15 protein-coding genes are annotated in these 16,271 nt (G+C 73.0%); 3 read left to right on the plus strand and 12 right to left on the minus strand.

Annotation, left to right across the window (positions count from 1 at the left end):
* Positions 1 to 12: 12 nt before the first annotated feature.
* Positions 13 to 1,239, minus strand: coding sequence for a serine hydrolase domain-containing protein (locus ABZ857_RS35175; protein ID WP_357052226.1), 1,227 nt, complete (start codon positions 1,237 to 1,239; stop codon positions 13 to 15).
* A 263-nt stretch (positions 1,240 to 1,502) separates the two neighbouring features.
* Between ABZ857_RS35175 and ABZ857_RS35180 the strand changes: the two genes are divergently transcribed.
* The 3 genes from ABZ857_RS35180 to ABZ857_RS35190 all read left to right on the plus strand — a co-directional run bounded on the left by ABZ857_RS35180 (position 1,503) and on the right by ABZ857_RS35190 (position 4,093).
* The gene (locus tag ABZ857_RS35180) at positions 1,503 to 2,249 is read left to right on the plus strand and encodes a MarR family transcriptional regulator (RefSeq protein ID WP_357052119.1); all 747 of its coding nucleotides are present in this window, start codon (positions 1,503 to 1,505) and stop codon (positions 2,247 to 2,249) included.
* 194 nt (positions 2,250 to 2,443) lie between these two features.
* Positions 2,444 to 3,316 (plus strand): LysR family transcriptional regulator, encoded by an 873-nt coding sequence (locus ABZ857_RS35185; protein ID WP_357052122.1) that lies wholly within the window; start codon positions 2,444 to 2,446, stop codon positions 3,314 to 3,316.
* Positions 3,317 to 3,364: 48 nt separating this feature from the next.
* Positions 3,365 to 4,093: a class I SAM-dependent methyltransferase gene (locus ABZ857_RS35190; protein WP_357052125.1), complete on the plus strand. Its 729-nt coding sequence runs from the start codon at positions 3,365 to 3,367 to the stop codon at positions 4,091 to 4,093.
* 6 nt (positions 4,094 to 4,099) lie between these two features.
* Here the strand turns inward: ABZ857_RS35190 and ABZ857_RS35195 are convergent, their stop codons facing one another.
* The 11 genes from ABZ857_RS35195 to ABZ857_RS35245 all read right to left on the minus strand — a co-directional run bounded on the left by ABZ857_RS35195 (position 4,100) and on the right by ABZ857_RS35245 (position 16,101).
* Positions 4,100 to 4,879, minus strand: coding sequence for a CoA ester lyase (locus tag ABZ857_RS35195; RefSeq protein WP_357052128.1), 780 nt, complete (start codon positions 4,877 to 4,879; stop codon positions 4,100 to 4,102).
* Positions 4,880 to 5,146: 267 nt separating this feature from the next.
* Entirely contained in the window at positions 5,147 to 6,322 is a 1,176-nt protein-coding gene (locus ABZ857_RS35200; RefSeq protein ID WP_357052229.1) for a CoA transferase, read from the minus strand.
* 38 nt (positions 6,323 to 6,360) lie between these two features.
* Entirely contained in the window at positions 6,361 to 7,242 is an 882-nt protein-coding gene (locus tag ABZ857_RS35205; RefSeq protein WP_357052130.1) for a ribokinase, read from the minus strand.
* Complete coding sequence (locus ABZ857_RS35210; RefSeq protein ID WP_357052133.1) at positions 7,239 to 8,603, minus strand: ADP-ribosylglycohydrolase family protein; 1,365 nt, start codon at positions 8,601 to 8,603, stop codon at positions 7,239 to 7,241. Before ABZ857_RS35210 ends, ABZ857_RS35205 begins: the two co-directional genes overlap by 4 nt.
* Before the next feature lie 55 nt (positions 8,604 to 8,658).
* Positions 8,659 to 9,891, minus strand: a complete 1,233-nt coding sequence (locus ABZ857_RS35215) for an ADP-ribosylglycohydrolase family protein (RefSeq protein ID WP_357052136.1) — start codon at positions 9,889 to 9,891, stop codon at positions 8,659 to 8,661.
* A gap of 40 nt (positions 9,892 to 9,931) precedes the next feature.
* The gene (locus ABZ857_RS35220; RefSeq protein ID WP_357052139.1) at positions 9,932 to 10,963 is read right to left on the minus strand and encodes an ADP-ribosylglycohydrolase family protein; all 1,032 of its coding nucleotides are present in this window, start codon (positions 10,961 to 10,963) and stop codon (positions 9,932 to 9,934) included.
* 6 nt (positions 10,964 to 10,969) lie between these two features.
* Positions 10,970 to 11,980 (minus strand): ADP-ribosylglycohydrolase family protein, encoded by a 1,011-nt coding sequence (locus ABZ857_RS35225; protein WP_357052142.1) that lies wholly within the window; start codon positions 11,978 to 11,980, stop codon positions 10,970 to 10,972.
* Complete coding sequence (locus tag ABZ857_RS35230; protein ID WP_357052145.1) at positions 11,977 to 13,290, minus strand: sugar ABC transporter substrate-binding protein; 1,314 nt, start codon at positions 13,288 to 13,290, stop codon at positions 11,977 to 11,979. The genes ABZ857_RS35225 and ABZ857_RS35230 overlap by 4 nt, the downstream gene beginning before the upstream one ends.
* A gap of 33 nt (positions 13,291 to 13,323) precedes the next feature.
* Entirely contained in the window at positions 13,324 to 14,142 is an 819-nt protein-coding gene (locus tag ABZ857_RS35235) for a carbohydrate ABC transporter permease (protein WP_357052148.1), read from the minus strand.
* A gap of 1 nt (position 14,143) precedes the next feature.
* Positions 14,144 to 15,061: a sugar ABC transporter permease gene (locus tag ABZ857_RS35240; RefSeq protein WP_357052151.1), complete on the minus strand. Its 918-nt coding sequence runs from the start codon at positions 15,059 to 15,061 to the stop codon at positions 14,144 to 14,146.
* Positions 15,058 to 16,101 (minus strand): LacI family DNA-binding transcriptional regulator, encoded by a 1,044-nt coding sequence (locus tag ABZ857_RS35245; RefSeq protein ID WP_357052154.1) that lies wholly within the window; start codon positions 16,099 to 16,101, stop codon positions 15,058 to 15,060. Before ABZ857_RS35245 ends, ABZ857_RS35240 begins: the two co-directional genes overlap by 4 nt.
* Positions 16,102 to 16,271 lie beyond the last annotated feature (170 nt).

A 16,271-nucleotide genomic window follows, 5' to 3' on the forward strand; every position in this document is an offset into this window, starting at 1 on the left:
GCGGGCCCGATGTCAGGCGTCGATCGCCTGGTAGAGCGTGGTCCAGAAGTCGTGGATGAGCCGCATCGAGTCCGGGGTGGACGCCCCGACCTGGGTGAGCAGGATTCCGGTGAGCCGGTTGGCCGGGTCGGCGTAGGTCGCGGTGCCGCTTCCGCCGTCCCAGCCGAACTGGCCGATCGGCGCGTAGTCCCCGCGGTAGGTGCGCACCGCCATACCGAAGCCCCAGCCACCGTGCTGTCCCTGGCCGTGGGAGATGTGGACGTTGTCGACGGCCATGGCGTGCCGGGCGGCCTGCTGCTCGGGCGTGAGGCGGTTGGTGGTCATCAACTCGACGGCGGGCCGCGACAGGATTCGCTCGCCCTTGTGCACCCCGCCGTTGAGCAGCATCCGGAAGTAGGCGTGGTAGTCGTCGGCGGTGGAGTTCAGCCCGCCGCCGCCGCCCTGGAACGCCGGAGGCTCGCTGTGGCGTCCGCCTTCGGCCTCGTCCCAGACGAGGAACTCGCCGGTCTGCGGGTCGGGGGCGTACAGGGGCGGCAGCCGGTGGATCTGGTCGGCGGGCACGTGGAAGCCGGTGTCGGTCATCCCCAGCGGCCCGAAGACGCGCTCGCGCAGGAACTCCTCGAACGACCGGCCCGTGACCCGGGAGACGAGCACACCGACCAGGTCACTGCTGATCTGGTACTGCCAGCGCTCTCCGGGCTGGTGCATCAGCGGGAGCTCGCCCAGGCGGCGCATCCACTCGTCCGGCTCGGGCATCGGCACCGGCAGGTTGGGCGTGAGCCCCCGCTCGAAGACCGCGTTCATGATCGGAGTGCCCAGCGACGTCATGTCCATGCCGAGCCCGAACGTGGAGGTCAGCACGTCCCGGACGGTGATCGGCCGCCGCGCCGGCACGGTGTCGTCCAGCGGGCCGTCGAACCGCTTCAGCACCCGCCGGTCGGCGAGCTCGGGCAGCCACGGGTCCACGGGGTCGTCCAGGCGCAGCCGGCACTCGTCGAGCAGGACCATCGCCGCCGCGATCGTGACCGGCTTCGACGTGGAGGCCATCCGGAAGATCGTGTCCCGGCACATCGGCGCGCCACCGTCATGACGCATCGTCCCGATCGCTTCGACGTGCGTCTCGTCGCCCCGGCTGAACAGGGCGACCAGCCCGGGGATCCTCCCGGAGTCGACATACCGGTCCAGCACCTCGCGCACCCTGCGCAGCCCTGCCGGGGAGAAGCCGCTCGTGTTCATCATGAACCCCTCACGCATAGTCTTCGGTGTTCGGAAATCCCTGAACGTCCATGACAGTACATTGCGTTCAGAAAACAGTCAACAGAGAAAGAACGACTTTCCTCCTGGTACGTAAGGATGACAGAGCATGCTTTGCAATGAATATGAAGCTGAACGCAATGGACGATCGGCCGCGCATTGCAATGAGATCCGAGTGAATGCATACTGTGCAGCGGGTGTGCGGGCGCAGAGCTCCGCGCATGTCGGCAGACAGGAGACGAGCACCGATGCCCGGAGGCAGACTCACCAGTGAGGACCGTCAGCACATCGCCGCAGGGCTGGCCGAGGGGCTCGGATACGCGGAGATCGGCCGGCGTCTGGGGCGGCCCGCCTCGACCATCATGCGGGAGGTCACCCGCAACGGCGGACCCGACGGTTACGGGGCGGACCGGGCGCACGAAGCCACGCGGCATCGTGCGCGCCGGCACGGGCAGGCTCGGCCTCCCGCCCCGCCGGCCCCCGACGGCGGCCACGGGCGTGACCCCCGAGCCGTCGAGGACTTCACTGAGTCCTTCATCGCTCTCCTGGTCCAGCAGGGCATGCCCCGGATGGAGGCCAGAGTGCTGGCCTGCCTGTACGTCACCGACTCCGGCGCTCTCACCGCCGCCGAACTGGTCCAGCGGCTTCGCGTCAGCCCCGCGTCCGTCTCGCACGCCGTCGCCTACCTCGAACAGCAGGGAATGCTCAGGCGGGAACGGGTTCCCGGCACGCGACGCGAACGCTACGTCATCGACGACGAGATCTGGGTCCGGTCGATCCTCGCGTCTTTGCGGATGAACGAGGCCCTGGCGGCCGCGTCACAGCGCGGAGCGGAGATTCTCGGGGCCACGACCCCCGCGGGTTCCCGCTTCGAGTCCTCCGCCGAACTCCTTGTCCTCGTGAGCGAGGCCTTCCGGCAGGTCATCGAGGAGTGGCGGAAGAACCAGGCCGCCCGCAGCGCCCGGCACCCGGACCCGCAGGCCACGATGGGCTGAGCTCGTGATGTCGCAGCCAGTAGGCCGAGGCGGGCCCTGCGACGCAGGCGCCGGCGCCGGAAACGAGGATGTCCATCACCATGCTCCATCGAGCGAACCGTTCGTACGTTTCGAGGATCGAGTACGGTGAACGCCCGAACAACGACGGATCCCGCAAGATCACCTTCAGTGGAAGTAAACGGAGCAGGTCAGGCGTGGAACTACGCGACATCGAGATCTTCCTGACCCTGGCCGACGAACTGCACTCCGCCCGCACCGCCGCCCGGCTGTGCCTGTCGCCCGCCCGCGTCACCCAGGCGATCCAGAAGCAGGAGCGGCAGATCGGCGCCCCGCTGTTCGAGCGCAACAATCGCGCGGTACGGCTGACGCCGGTCGGGCGGCAGCTCCGCGACGACCTTCGGCCTCTCTACGTCGGGCTGCAGGACAGCGTGCAGCGCGCCCGGATGGCCGGCCAGGGCATCACCGGCACGCTGCGCGTCGGCATGATGCCCCTCAACGCCTACGACCTGCGCCACTACTGGGAGGTCTTCCGCCACCGTCACCCGCAGTGGCGGCTGCGCATCCAGAGCACACAGTTCAGCGACGCCTTCGCCGCGCTGCGCCGTGGGGACGTCGACGTCCTGGTCAGCTGGCTGCCTCTCGACGAGCCCGACCTCACCGTCGGACCGATCCTGTTCGCCGAGCCTCGGGTGCTGGCCGTCGCCACCGATCACGAGCTCGCCCTGCACACGTCGGTCTCACTGGAGATGGTCGCCGATTTCCAGCATCCGCATGCCGACACCGGGCCCGGCTACTGGTACGACGCCTATGCTCCGCGCCAGACCCGCCGTGGCCGCCCGATCGAACGTGGCCCCGTGGTGCGGGACGCGGAAGAGGCCATCACTTTCGCCAGCATGTCCGGGCTTGTCGTGCTCTTTCCCGCTCATATGAGCCGCTACTGGGTAAGGCCGGACATCGCCTACCTGCCGGTCATCGACATGGGGCCGCTGCCGTACGCGCTGGTGTGGCGCAGCGAGACGGAGAACGAGGTCGTCCGCGACCTCGGTCCCCTCCCCTCGGGAGACTGATCGCCCTCCGGACGTGGCGGCGCGCGGCTCGCGGGGTATGGTCGCGGAGTGCCCGACCCGATCTTCGCCCACCCTCGCCTGGCCGCCGTCTACGACGCCTTCGACGGTGACCGCGACGACCTGGGCGCCTACCTCGACATCACCGAGGAACTGGGCGCGGACCGCGTGCTCGACGTCGGCTGCGGAACGGGGTGCCTGGCGGTCCTGCTCGCCGGCGGCGGACGCACGGTCATGGGCGTCGATCCCGCCGAGGCGTCGCTGCGGGTCGCCCGGTCCAAGGATCGGACCGGAAGCATCACCTGGGTCCACGGCGATGCCACCACGCTCCCGGCGTTCGGCGCCGATCTCGCCGTGATGACGGGAAACGTGGCGCAGGTCTTCCTCACCGACGACGACTGGACGCGGACTCTCCGGGGCATCCACGGCGCGCTTCGTCCCCGGGGGCACCTCGTGTTCGAGACCAGGCGTCCAGAACGCCGGGCATGGGAGGAGTGGGCTTCCGACACCGGTCCGGTCGTCCTCGACCTTCCGGAGGCCGGGGTCGTGGAGCAGCGCCTCGAGGTCACCGACGTGAGCCTGCCGTTGGTGTCCTTCCGCTACACCTACACCTTCCTGGCGGACGGCGCGGTCGTCACGTCGGACTCGACCCTCCGGTTTCGCGACCGGGACGAGGTGGAGACGAGCCTGGTCGCGAACGGCTATCGCGTGCTGGAGGTGCGGGACGCCCCCGATCGCCCGGGCCGCGAGTTCGTGTTCCTCGCGCGGCGTACGGCGTGAAGCACGTCAGCGGTCGCCGGCGTCGCTGAGGATGCGGCGGGCCTGGCGGACGACGGCCTCGTCGACGAAGCGGCCGTCGGCGAGGGCGACCGCGCCCTGGTCGGCGGCGGAGACGACCTCCAGGGCGGCCACGATCTCCTCCCTGGTCGGGCGGTAGGCCGCCGCGATCACCGGAAGCTGGATGGGGTGGATGGCCGCCCGGCCGCGAAAGCCCATGGCCCGGCCCGCGGCGCAGGACGCGGCCAGGCCGTCGAGGTCGCGGACGTTCGGGTACACGGACTGGGCCGGGGCCGGCAGCCCCGCCGCCCGGGCCGCGACGACGATGCGGGAACGCGCCCAGGCCAGGCCCGCGTCGTCGGTCACCCCGAGGTCGGCACGCAGGTCGGCCTCGCCCAGGCCGATCCCGGCGACGGCCGGGGAGGCGGTGGCGATCTCGAAGGCGCGCTCCAGCCCGAGGGCCGACTCGACGATCGGGCGCAGCGGCACGCCCGGCACCGCGTCGGCGATCCACCGGACCTCGTCGGCCGACTCCACCTTGGGGATGCGCAGGCCGCCGCCGCCGTGCAGCAGCGACCCGAGCGCGTGCAGGTCGGCCTGGCCGTACGGCGTGCGGACGTCGTTGACGCGGACCTCCACGCGCGGCTGCGGCGTGGCCAGCAGGGCGACGACCTCGGCCCGGGCGGCGCCCTTGTTCTCGGGGGCGACCGCGTCCTCCAGGTCCACGACGACCATGTCCGCCTCGCCGCCGAGGGCCTTGGCGATCCGGTCCGGGCGATCGGCGGGCACGTACAACCACGTCAGGGGGCCGGAAGAAGGCACGGAAGAAGGCACGGAAGAAGGCACGGCAGAAGGCCCAGCGGCAGGCACGGCAGAAGGCACGGCGTCAACTCCTCGCGAATCATCCGTGCCCCTTTCCGGAAGATCGCCGTTCATGCCACCCCCTCGCCTGGCGGCTCGGGGTCACGTCGTGCCGGAGGCGCGCAGGACGGCACCTCGCGAACCGCATTGTGTTCGTTGATTCGCTCGCTCATGCCCGCACCGCGGTGTGACATGTCACACCACTCCCTTGGCACGCAGAGCCTGGATCTCCGCACCGGTCAGGCCGAGGCCGTGCAGGATCTCGTCGGTGTCGGCGCCGTGCGGACGGCCGGTCCACCGGATCCGTCCCGGAGTCTCCGACAGCCGGAACATCACGTTCTGCATCCGCAGCGGGCCCAGCTCGGGGTCCTCCACGGTGGTCACCGCGTCGAGCGCCGCGAGCTGCGGGTCGGCCAGCACGTCGCGCACGTCGTAGATCGGCGCCACGGCGGCCTCCGCCTCCTCGAACGCCCGCAGCACCTCCTCCCGGGTCCGCTCCCCGACCCACGCCGCCACGGCCGCGTCGAGCTCGTCCGCGTGCGCGACCCGGCCCGCGCCGGTGGCGAACCACGGCTCGTCCACCAGGTCGGGCCGCCCGACCAGGCGCATCACCCGTTCGGCGATGCTCTGCGCCGAGGTGGAGACCGCGACCCAGGAGCCGTCGCGGCACCGGTAGGTGTTGCGCGGCGCGTTGTTGACCGAGCGGTTGCCCGTACGCGGGGGCACGACGCCGAGCCGGTCGTAGATCGTCGGCTGGGCGCCGAGCACGGTCAGGATCGGCTCGATGATCGACAGGTCGACGACCTGCCCGCGCCCCGACCGCAGGGCCGTCATCACCGCGAACGCGGTGGCCAGCGCGCAGATGCCGTCCGCGAGCCCGAACGGCGGCAGCGTGGGCGGCCCGCCGGGCTCCCCCGTCATCGCGGCGAACCCGCTCATCGCCTCGGCGAGGGTGCCGAAGCCGGGCCGCCTGGCGTACGGGCCGAACTGGCCGAAGCCGGTGACCCGGGCGAGCACCAGGTCGGGGTTGACCTCGCTGAGCCGGTCCCAGGACAGGTTCCAGCGCTCCAGCGTGCCGGGGCGGAAGTTCTCGATGAGCACGTCGGCGTCCTCGATCAGCCGGACCATCAGGTCCTGGCCCTCCGCCGTGGACAGGTCGAGCGTCATCGTCCGCTTGTTGCGGCCGAGCATCTTCCACCACAGCCCCTCGGGCCCGTGCCCGCGCGACGGGTCCGGCCTGCGCGGGTGCTCCACCTTGACGACGTCCGCGCCGTAGTCGCCCAGCAGCATCGCCGCGGTCGGCCCGGCGAACAGCGTCGCGGCGTCGATCACCCGTACTCCGTCGAGCGCCCCGTTCCGCCCGCCCGCCATGCTCCCCCCGCCCTCCAGGGTCCCCTCGCCCTCCAGGTTCACAGCCCCTCCAGAAGCCGGTCGATCTCGTGCCGGTGCGGCATGGAGGTGCTCGCGCCCTCCCGCTGCACCGACAGCGCCGCCGCGGCCGAGGCGAAGCGCAGCGCCCGCGCCGGATCGGCCCCCTCGGTCCTGGCCACGGCCAGCGCCCCCGCGAAGGTGTCCCCCGCCGCCGTGGTGTCCACCGCCCGCACCGGTACGGCGGGCTCGCGCAGGCGGGTGCCGTCGCGCGACCCGTACAGGGCGCCCCGGGCTCCCAGGGTGACGACGGCCTCGGGGACGAGGTCGAGCAGCGCCTCCAGCGCGTCCCGGGGATCGTCGCGGCCGGTGAGGGCCGCCGCCTCGTGCTCGTTGGGCACGATGAGGTCGACGGCCTCCAGCAGTTCGGCGGGCAGCGGCACCGCCGGGGCCGGGGTCAGGATCACCCCGGCGCCGGGAACGTGAGCCGCGGCGACCACGGCGTCCATCGGCAGCTCCAGTTGCAGCAGCAGCGCGTCGGACCTGCCGATGACCTCCGCGTCCTGCCCGGCGGGCCCGGTGACGGCGCCGTTCGCGCCCGGCACCACGATGATCGAGTTGTCGCCGCCGTCCTGCACGACGATGTGGGCGACGCCCGAGGGGCCGGGGACGACCCGCAGCCCGGCCACCCCGACGCCCGCCTCGGCGAGCGCGGCGCGCAGGCCCGGCCCGAACGCGTCGTCCCCCACGGCCCCGAGGAAGGCCACCTCCGCCCCCGCTCGGGCCGCGGCGATCGCCTGGTTGGCCCCCTTGCCGCCGGGAATCGTGCGGAACTCCCGGCCCGTGATGGTCTCCCCCGGCTTGGGAGCCTGGGCGACGTACGCCACCAGGTCCATGTTGGCGCTGCCGAACACCGAGATCACCGTCGGTCCCCCTCACAAAGCGCGAGCGTGCGGGCGGCGAGCGACTCGATCGAGACGCCGTCGAAGCCGGGCAGGCTGCTGGCCAGCCGATCCCGGGTCGTCCACCGCTCGGGGACGCCGCCCGCCAGCGCCCCGGCGATCGACCCGGCCGTGGCGGCGGCCGAGTCGGTGTCCCAGCCTCCGGCCACGGCCGCGCCGACGGTCGCGGCGAAGTCCCCGGCGCCGTGGACGAGGGCCGCCGCCAGCAGCGCCGCGTTGTTGATGGTGTGCACCCAGTGGAGGTGCCCGTGCCGCGCGTACAGCCGGTCCACGACCCGCTCGAAGTCCGGTTCCGCCGCCGCGTCCGCGACGGCCTGCCGTACGGCTTCGGCGAGGCGCGAGCCGGGCGGCACGACCGACAGCCCGGCCTCGACGACCTCGTCCACGCCTCCGGCCACGAGCGCCTGCGCGCACATCGCGGCGGCGAACATCGCGCCGTAGATCCCGTTGGCCGTGTGGCTGAGCCGGGCGTCCCGCCACGCCCAGGACGCGGCCGTCGCCGGGTCGCCCTGATTGGCCCAGCCGTACACGTCGGCCCTGATCAGCGCGCCGATCCACTCGCGGAACGGGTTGCGGAAGGTGGCGGTGGCGGGTGGTTCGAGACCCATGAGCAGGTTGCGGTACGCCGCACGCTCGGCGGTGAAGACCCGCCCGGCGGGCAGCGCGTCAAGCCAGGTCTGCGCCACGTCCTCGGTCGTGAAGTCCCGTCCGTGCCGTTCGAGCACGGTGAGCGCGAGCAGCGCGTAGTTGAGGTCGTCGTCCTCGGGCACGCCGTCGATGTTCTCGGCCAGGCTGGTGGCCGCGCTGCGGCGGTTCCACGGCCACCGCTCGGCGATCTCCGGCGGCAGCCCCTCGGCGGTGAACCAGCCGCGGATCGGCCAGTTGCCGGTGGCCTCGGCGATGGCCCTGATCCCCTCGCGTGGGATCTTCTCCACCGGCTTGCCGAGGAGGCATCCGGCCGCCCGGCCCCACCAGGCCCCGCGTACGCGGCCGGGCGCTGGACGGATCCGCGGGCGGGCCTGCGGGCGGGAGGCGGGCCAGTCCGGGCAGCACGCCACGATCTCCTCCAGCGCCGAGGGCTCGGGCAGCGGCGAGGGGATCGCCGCGAGTTCGTCGAGCAGCTCCCCGGCCAGCGTGCGCAGCTCTTCCGGGGCGGGCCCGGCGGAGGCGCCCGCCCGGGGCGGCGCGTCGTGTCCCCCGGCGGCGCGCCAGCGGTCGCCGACGGCCGCCACCTGCGCGAGCGCGCCGCGTCCGTCCTCGGCCGCCTGCCGCAGCTCGTGGCCGACCAGGTCCTCCGGCTGCACCCACGTCAGCCGTATCATCGCGCGTCCTCTCCCTGTCGCCGCCGGTTCCCCCGCCGCGTCAGGGCAGCCGGCGTCATCGGGTGTCCCCTTCCCCGCGCGGCGCGAGCAGGGCGTCGAATGCCGCCTCGTGCGCGCGGCGGCGCTCCCGGTCGGCCCGGTGGACCCGCCGCGCCACGGCCGCGAGCGCCAGCCCCGGCCCGACCAGGTCGGTACGGCTGGCCGTCGCCACCTGCTCCAGCCAGTCGGCGGGGACGGCGGCCCGCCCGCCGAGCGCCCCGGCGACGGCCCCGCCCATCGAGGCGATCGAGTCGGCGTCGCGGCCGTAGTTGACGCCGCCGAGCACGGTCTCGCGGTAGTCGCCCTTGGCCATGACCAGGAACGCGAGCGCGAGCGGCAGCTCCTCGATGCTGTGCAGCCGGCTCGGTCTGCGCGCCCCCAGGCCCTGGTCGCGGTAGGTGTCGGCCACCGTGTCGTACGGCCGGACCGCCGCCCGCAGGGCCTCGAACGAGCCCTCCCAGTGGCCCAGCCCCCGGGCGACCGAGCAGACCGCGTCGATGGCGGCCCGGGTGCCGTCGCGGGCGAGCCGCAGGCAGGTCGCGACGACCGAGTCGGCCGTCGCCCCCGGCCGCATCGCCTCGGCGACCGCCGCCGCGAGCACCCCCGCCGCCTCCCGGCCGTAGCTCGACTGGTGCGCTCCGGCCAGGTCGATCGCCTCGGCGTACGCGCCGTCGGGGTCGCCGGCGTTGACGACGCCGACCGGGGCCATGTACATCGCTGCGCCGCAGTTGACGATGTTGCCGACGCCGGCCTCGCGGGGGTCGGCGTGGCCGTAGTGCAGCCGCAGCACGAGCCACTTCTCGGCCAGGAACACCCGGTGGAGCGGCAGCGCCTCGGCCTCCAGCTCGGGGATCCACCGCTTCTCGCCGATCATCTCGGGCACCAGGTGCTCCGCCGCGGCGTAGGCGTCGAGGTGGCCGCCGACCCGCTCGTACACCCGGATGAGGGCGTGCGTCATCAACGTGTCGTCGGTGACGTGGCCGTCCCCCTTGTGGTACGGCGCGATCGGGCGGGCGTTGCGCCAGTCCTCGTTGAACGGGGGGACGACGCCGCGGACCCGACCGCCGTAGCGCTCCTGGATCTGCTCGGGCGTCCAGCCCTCGGTGGCCCCGCCGAGCGCGTCGCCCACCGCGGCGCCCGTCACGCACCCGACGGCACGATCGGCCAGCAGATCACTGTCCGGCAGATCACTGTCCGGCAGATCGCTGTCCGGCAGATCGCTGTCCGGCAGGTCCTCCTGCGGCGTCATCAAGTCCTCCCCCTTGTCCGTACGCGTGATGCAGCGGGCGTCATACGATTCGCCCGGCGATGTCCAGCAGGTCGAGTCCCGCGAGCTCCGGCAGGCAGCAACCGGCCAGGGTGCGGACCCGCTCGCGCCAGGCGGCGGGCAGCGCGTCGTATCCGGCGGCGCAGCCGAGCAGCGCGCCCGTGAGCGCGGGCGCGGAGTCGGCGACCGGCGCGAGGCAGGCCGCCGCCGAGACGCCCGCGCCGAAGGCCTGGGCATCGAACTCCTCCGAACCGGCCGTCCGTGCGGCGGAGGAGACGGCGGCGTCCGCGAGGGCCAGCGCGATCGGCACCGTCTGCGCGGCGGCGACGCCGTAGCTGTAGACGTGGTCGAGCACGGCGGCGTCCAGGGCCGGGACGGCGGCGAAGGGCGAGCCCGCCGCCCGCGCCGCCGCGAGCGCCGCCCGCGCCGCGTGCCCGATGGCCGTGCCGGCCGGCAGCACGCCGAGCGCCGCCTCCACCGCGTCGGCCATCGGGGCGCCCTCGGTCAGCGCCGCCACCGCCCGGGCCGTCGCGACCGCGCCGAGCACGCCGTCCTCCGCGTTGGTCACGCAGGCGTCCTCCAGCGGGTCCAGCCCGGCCGCGCCGAAGGCGACGGCCCGCACGGCCGCCGCGTCGTCGAAGTGGTGAGGGTTGTCGTGCCCGCTGGCGGGCGGGCGCTTGCCGGCCGCCAGGTTGTCGAGCGCCGCCCACACCGAGATGCGCGCCCGCACGTCGTCACGGCCCGCGAGGCGGCCGAACGCCTCCGCCCGGTCCTCCCGGATCGTCAGGGCCGTCCAGGCCAGCCACTCGGCGTCGTCCGACGGGCCGACCGCGAGCGGCGCCACCGGCTGGTTCAGCGCGAACGGCACCGGCAGCGTGGTGACCTGGTGCTCCTCGGCGAAAACGTCGAGTTCGCGGTGCAGCCGCCTGCTCCAGCCCGCCAGCAGCGTCGACCGGTGCCGGGCCGCAGGCCAGCCGGCCGCGTCGCCGGCGGCGAGACCGGCGAAGGCCCCCCGCACACGGTCGAGCCTGTCCCGCCCGTCCCCCGATGGCATGTGGTCCTACATCCCCTTCACGATCTCGTCGGCGACGTCGCGGATGTCCCGTCCCGCGACCACGGGCAGGCATCGGCCCGCCACCGGGCCGATGCGCTCGGCCCAGCGTGCGGGCACCGCCGCCTCGCCCCGGCCCGCCCCGGCGAGAGCCCCGGCGATGGCGGCGGTGGTGTCGGCGTCCCTGCCGAGGTTGGCCGCCGTGACGATCGACGCCTCGACCTCCCCGCCGCCCGCCACGTAGGCGGCGAACGCGAGGGCGACCGCCTCGGGCGCCAGGTCCGTCCACGGGTAGTGCTTGACCACGACCGTGTCGTGCAGCGCACGCCCCAGCAAATCGTGCAGCGCACGCCCGAAGGAATCGTGCAGCGCACGTCCCGGCAGGGGGCGGGGCGTGCGGGCGGCGACGTCGAGTGCGGCGCGGAGGTTGCGGGCCGTCCAGGAGTCCTCCGGGACCGCCCGCAGGGCCGCCTCGGTCACCTCGCCGGGCGGAGCGCCGGTCATCGCGACCGCGACCGCCGCGGCCACCGCCCGGCCGCCGAGTATCCCCTCGCCGCTGTGGCTCACCCGCCCGTCGGCCTCCGCCAGCCGCGCCGCCTCGTCCGGGTCGCCCGCCGCGAAGATCCCGTACGGCGCGGCCCGCATGGCCAGGCCGTCGGACCAGCCGTGGGCGTGCCACCGGCCGGTCAGCGGCGGCTCCAGGCCGCGGCGCAGGGCCTCGACGGTGCCGAGCTCGGAGAACCCGGCGCCGCGCATCGGCCCGTCGAGCCGCGCCACGATCTCCTCGCGCCAGGCCCGCGCCACGTCCTCGGAGGTGAGCGCGTGGCCGTGGCGCAGGAGCACGGTGGCGGCGAAGATCGTGTACTCGGTGTCGTCGGTGCCGCCGCCCTCGATCTCGGTGAGCACGCCCCAGCGGGCGGCGATCTCCTCCGGAGCGAGGTTCTCCGCAGGAGCGCCCAGGGCGTCGCCGGCCGCGAGGCCGAGCAGGCAGCCCCGGGCGCGGTCGCGGACGGAGATCACCGGCTGTACCGCTCCAGCACCTTGTTCCCCTCCTCGACGAGCCGCTTGGCCAGCTCGTCCAGGCTGATCTTGTCGGCGAAGTACTCCTGCATCGCAGGCGTGGCCACCTTGCTCTTCCACTCGTCGAAGCCGTTCACCTTCAGGAACGGCGCGACGACGAGGTCCTTGGCCGAGGAGGTGGCGACGTCCCAGCCGTTCTCCTTCGTGGTGAGCGCGGGGTCCTTCGCGGCGGTCGTGCTGGTGGGCAGCAGCCAGTCACCCTTGGCCAGTTTCGCCTGGTTCGGGCCGTTCAGGAAGTAGGCGATGAACTTCAGCGCCTCGTCGGGGTGCTTGCTGTCGGCCGCGACCGACAGCGTCTGGGAGACCGCGCCCTGCTGGGCGGTCTGTCCCTTCAGCGGCGGCAGCGTGACCCACTCGAACCCGCCCGGCGCCTGCTCGGCGACCTGCTGCCGCAGGTACACCCCAGCCGGGATGATGGCGTACTTGCCGGCGAAGAAGCCCGGCAGCGGGTCGGCGGTGCCCATGCCGAGCGCGGACGGGTCGGCCGACTTGTCGGTGTAGAGCTGGTCGTGGATGCGCTGGAGCACCTCGCGCTCCTGCGGCCCGACCTTCACCGTGGTCTTGCCGTTCTGCGTGTCGAAGAAGGTGCCGCCGAAGTTGAGCGCGAGGTTCAGCACCTTGTTGACCGGCGACTTCATCGGCCAGGCCACGCCGTACGCGCCCTTCTTGGTGAGCTTCTTCGCCACGTCGGCGAACTCGTCCCACGTCCACGGGGAGTCCGGGGTGGGCACGCGCACGCCGGCGCCGTCGAGCAGCTTCTTGTTGGCGATGAGCACCTGCGACTCCTGCAGGAACGGCACGCCGTACACGCCCTGGCCGCTCTTACCGTCGGAGAAGGTGACCGTGTCCCACGCGGCCTGCGGGATGTCGCTCTTCAGCTCGGCGGGGACCTTGCCGGTGAGGTCGAGCAGGAAGCCCCGCGAGGCGAAGCTCGACAGCGCCGGGGAGTCGTCGTGGATGACGTCCGGCGGGTCGCCGGCCTCGAACGAGGTCACGAGCTGGTCGTTGACGTTGTCCCAGCTCCCCTGGACGTACTCGACCTGGATCTTCGGGTTGGCCGTGTTCCACTCGGCGACGATCTGCTTGTTGGCCTCGATCGACTCCTTCTGCCAGGCCAGGCTGAGGAAGCGCAGCTTCACCGGCTCCCCGTTCTGCCCGGGCGCGGCGTCGCCGCCGTCGCCACCGCCGCTCCCGCATCCGGCGGCGAGCGCGACCGCCGCCACAGCAAGCGCGGCACTCAATCGCTTCATTGGGCCCCTCCTAATCAGGTGTCGCCATGCGGGTCAGCCCTTGACGGCCCCGGCCATCAGGCCGGACCGCAGGCGCCGCTGGATGATCGCGAAGAAGACGAGGCTCGGTACGGTCGCGAGCAGCGACGCCGCCGCCAGCGGGCCGAGCCGGGCGACCCCCTCCGGGCCGACGAAGCGCACCAGCGTCAGCGGAAGGGTCTCCACCTCGGGATCCTTGAGGATCACGAGGGCGAACATGAACTCGTTCCAGGACGAGATGAAGCTGAACAGCAGCGTCGCGACCACACCGGGCGCGAGCAGCGGCGCGACGACGGCGGCCAGTGCGCGCAGCCGCCCCGCGCCGTCCACGGCCGCCGCCTCCTCCAGCTCGCGCGGCACCGCCCGCACGTATCCGCGCAGCATCCACAGCGCGAACGGCAGGACGAACGTGACGTGCACGACCGTGAGCCCGGCGAGGGTGTTCACCAGCTCCAGCCGCCGCAGCACCATGAACAGCGGGATGATGATCAGGACGACCGGGAAGACCTGGCTGACCAGCACCCAGCCGATCGCGATCTTTCCGGCCACGCCGCGGAAGCGGGCCAGCGCGTACGCCGCGGGCAGCGCGAGCGCCACCGTGATCAGGGCGGTGGCGACCGCGACGACGAGGCTGCGCAGCCCGGCCCCGACCAGGTCCTGCTCCGCGAAGGCGTCGGCGAAGTTCGCCAGCGTGGGCCGGCGCGGGATCCACGTGGGGTCGAGGGCCGCCATCTCCTGCGGCGTCTTCAGCGCCGTCGACAGCAGCCACAGCAGCGGGAACGCCAGGAACACGACGTATCCCAGCAGGGCGAGGTACTTCAGCGCGCGGGCCATGTCAGTCTCCCTCCCGCGCCTGCCGCCACAGATAGAGGCCCAGCACGGCCAGCACGACGATCGTGATCGCCACGCCGAGCGTCGCGGCGTAGCCGAAGAAGCCGTACCGGAACGCCTCCTCGTAGGCGAACAGCATGGGCAGCCTCGTCCGCCCGCCCGGCCCGCCCTGGGTGAGCACGTAGACCAGGCTGAACTGGTTGATGTTCCACACGAAGTCGAGCGAGGTGATGGCCACGATGACCGGCCGCAGCTGCGGCAGCGTGACGTTCCAGAACCGCCGCCAGGGGCCCGCGCCGTCCACGCTGACCGCCTCGTACAGCTCCCTGGGCACGTTCTGCAGGCCGGCGAGCAGCACGACCGTGGTCTGCGGCATGCCGGTCCAGACCCCGACGACGATGACCGCGGGCAGCGCGAGAGAGAAATCGTGCAGCCAGTCGACGTCCGAGCCGAACAGGCCGTTGAGCAGGCCCGCGTCCGGGTGGTAGACCAGCCGCCACATCAGGCCGACCACCACGGGGGGCATGGCCCACGGCACGACCGCCAGCACCCGGGCGACACCGCGCAGGCGCAGGTCCTGGTTCAGCAGCAGCGCGAGCCCCAGCGAGGCCAGGAACTGCAGCACGGTCACCGACAGGCCCCAGACCATGCCGATCCGGAACGACTCCCAGAAGTCGCCGTCCGACAGCAGCTCGGCGAAGTTCTCCAGGCCCACGAACGAGGTCTCGGTGTTGCGGCCGGACCGCGCGTCGGTGAAGGCCAGCAGGATGCCGTAGACCAGCGGGCCCACGCTGAAGACCAGCACCGGCACGAGCGCGGGGAGCAGCAGCGCGAGCCCGCCCCCGGACCGCGGCCCACGCCGTCGCCCACGCCGCGACCCGCCTCCTGCCCGGCCGTACGGCCGCTCGGCGAGCGCGGTCACCGGGCACCTCCCGGCGATGCCCCGGGAAGAGTGGTCGAGCCGCGGATCGTGAGGCTCGGCCGCACCACCGCCACCCGCGGCTCGCGCGGGCCGTTCTGCAGCCGGTCGAGCAGCAGCCCGGCCGCCGCCCTGCCGCGCTCGGCCGAGCCGAGCGAGACGCTGGTCAGCGTCGGCCAGGTCACCGAGGCGAGGTCGGTGTCGTCCATGCCGACCACCGCCACGTCGCCGGGGACGTCCCTGCCCTGCTCGCGCAGCACGTCGAGCGCGCCGAGCGCGATGAGGTCGTTGGCGCACATCAGCGCGTCCACGCCGGGCACGCGCGCCAGCAGCGCCCGCGCGGCGCGCGCGCCGCTGTCGCGGTAGAAGTCGCCCACCTCGACGAGGTCCTCGTCGTACGGCAGGCCCAGCGCCTCCATGGCCTCCCGGTACGCGGCGGCGCGGGCGGCGCCGGGAACGGTGTCGAGCGGGCCGTTGAGGAAGCCGATGTGCCGCCTGCCGATGGCGTGCAGGTGGTCGAGCGCGAGCCGGACGCCGGTCCTGGAGTCGGTCCGCACGTTGTCCACCAGCGCGCCCTCCGGCATGTCCTCCGGCAGCGAGCCGATGACGACGACGGGGGCGCGCGCGGCGACGATGGCCTCGACGTGCTCCTCGGTGACGCCCCGCAGGGGGCTGATGATGAGGCCGTCCACGTAGCGCTCGCGCAGCCCGCGCAGCACCCCGAGCTCGTCCTCGGCGTCACCGTCCGTGGAGTGGATCAGGAGCCGGTAGCCGGCCTCCTTCACCAGCGGCTGGATCTCGCGCACCATCGCCACGTAGACCGGGTTGCCGATGTCGGCCATCGCGAAGGCGATCTGGTCGGTGCGGCGGTTGCGTAGCGAGCGGGCGACCGAGTTGGGGACGTAGCCGAGTTCGTCGGCGGCGCGCATGACGCGCCGCACGGTGTCCTCGCGTGTCGGCAGCCCGTTGAGCACCCGTGACACCGAGGCGATCGACACACCGGCGCGTTGCGCGATCGTGGTGATCGTGGGACCCTCGGTCAACGGCACCTCACTTGGGGAAAGTGTCCTGTAATCGTTTACCGGCTTGTAACGCACCGCGATCTGTAAACGTTTACGGCCGGATGAGTCCATATCAAACCGGCTCCCCCGGAGAGCGTCAAGTAACGAACACGTAAACCGCCTAGATCACCAAGCCGCAACAAGCCGCGCGT

Source organism: Microbispora sp. NPDC046933 (assembly GCF_040644635.1).
Taxonomy (GTDB): Bacteria; Actinomycetota; Actinomycetes; order Streptosporangiales; family Streptosporangiaceae; genus Microbispora.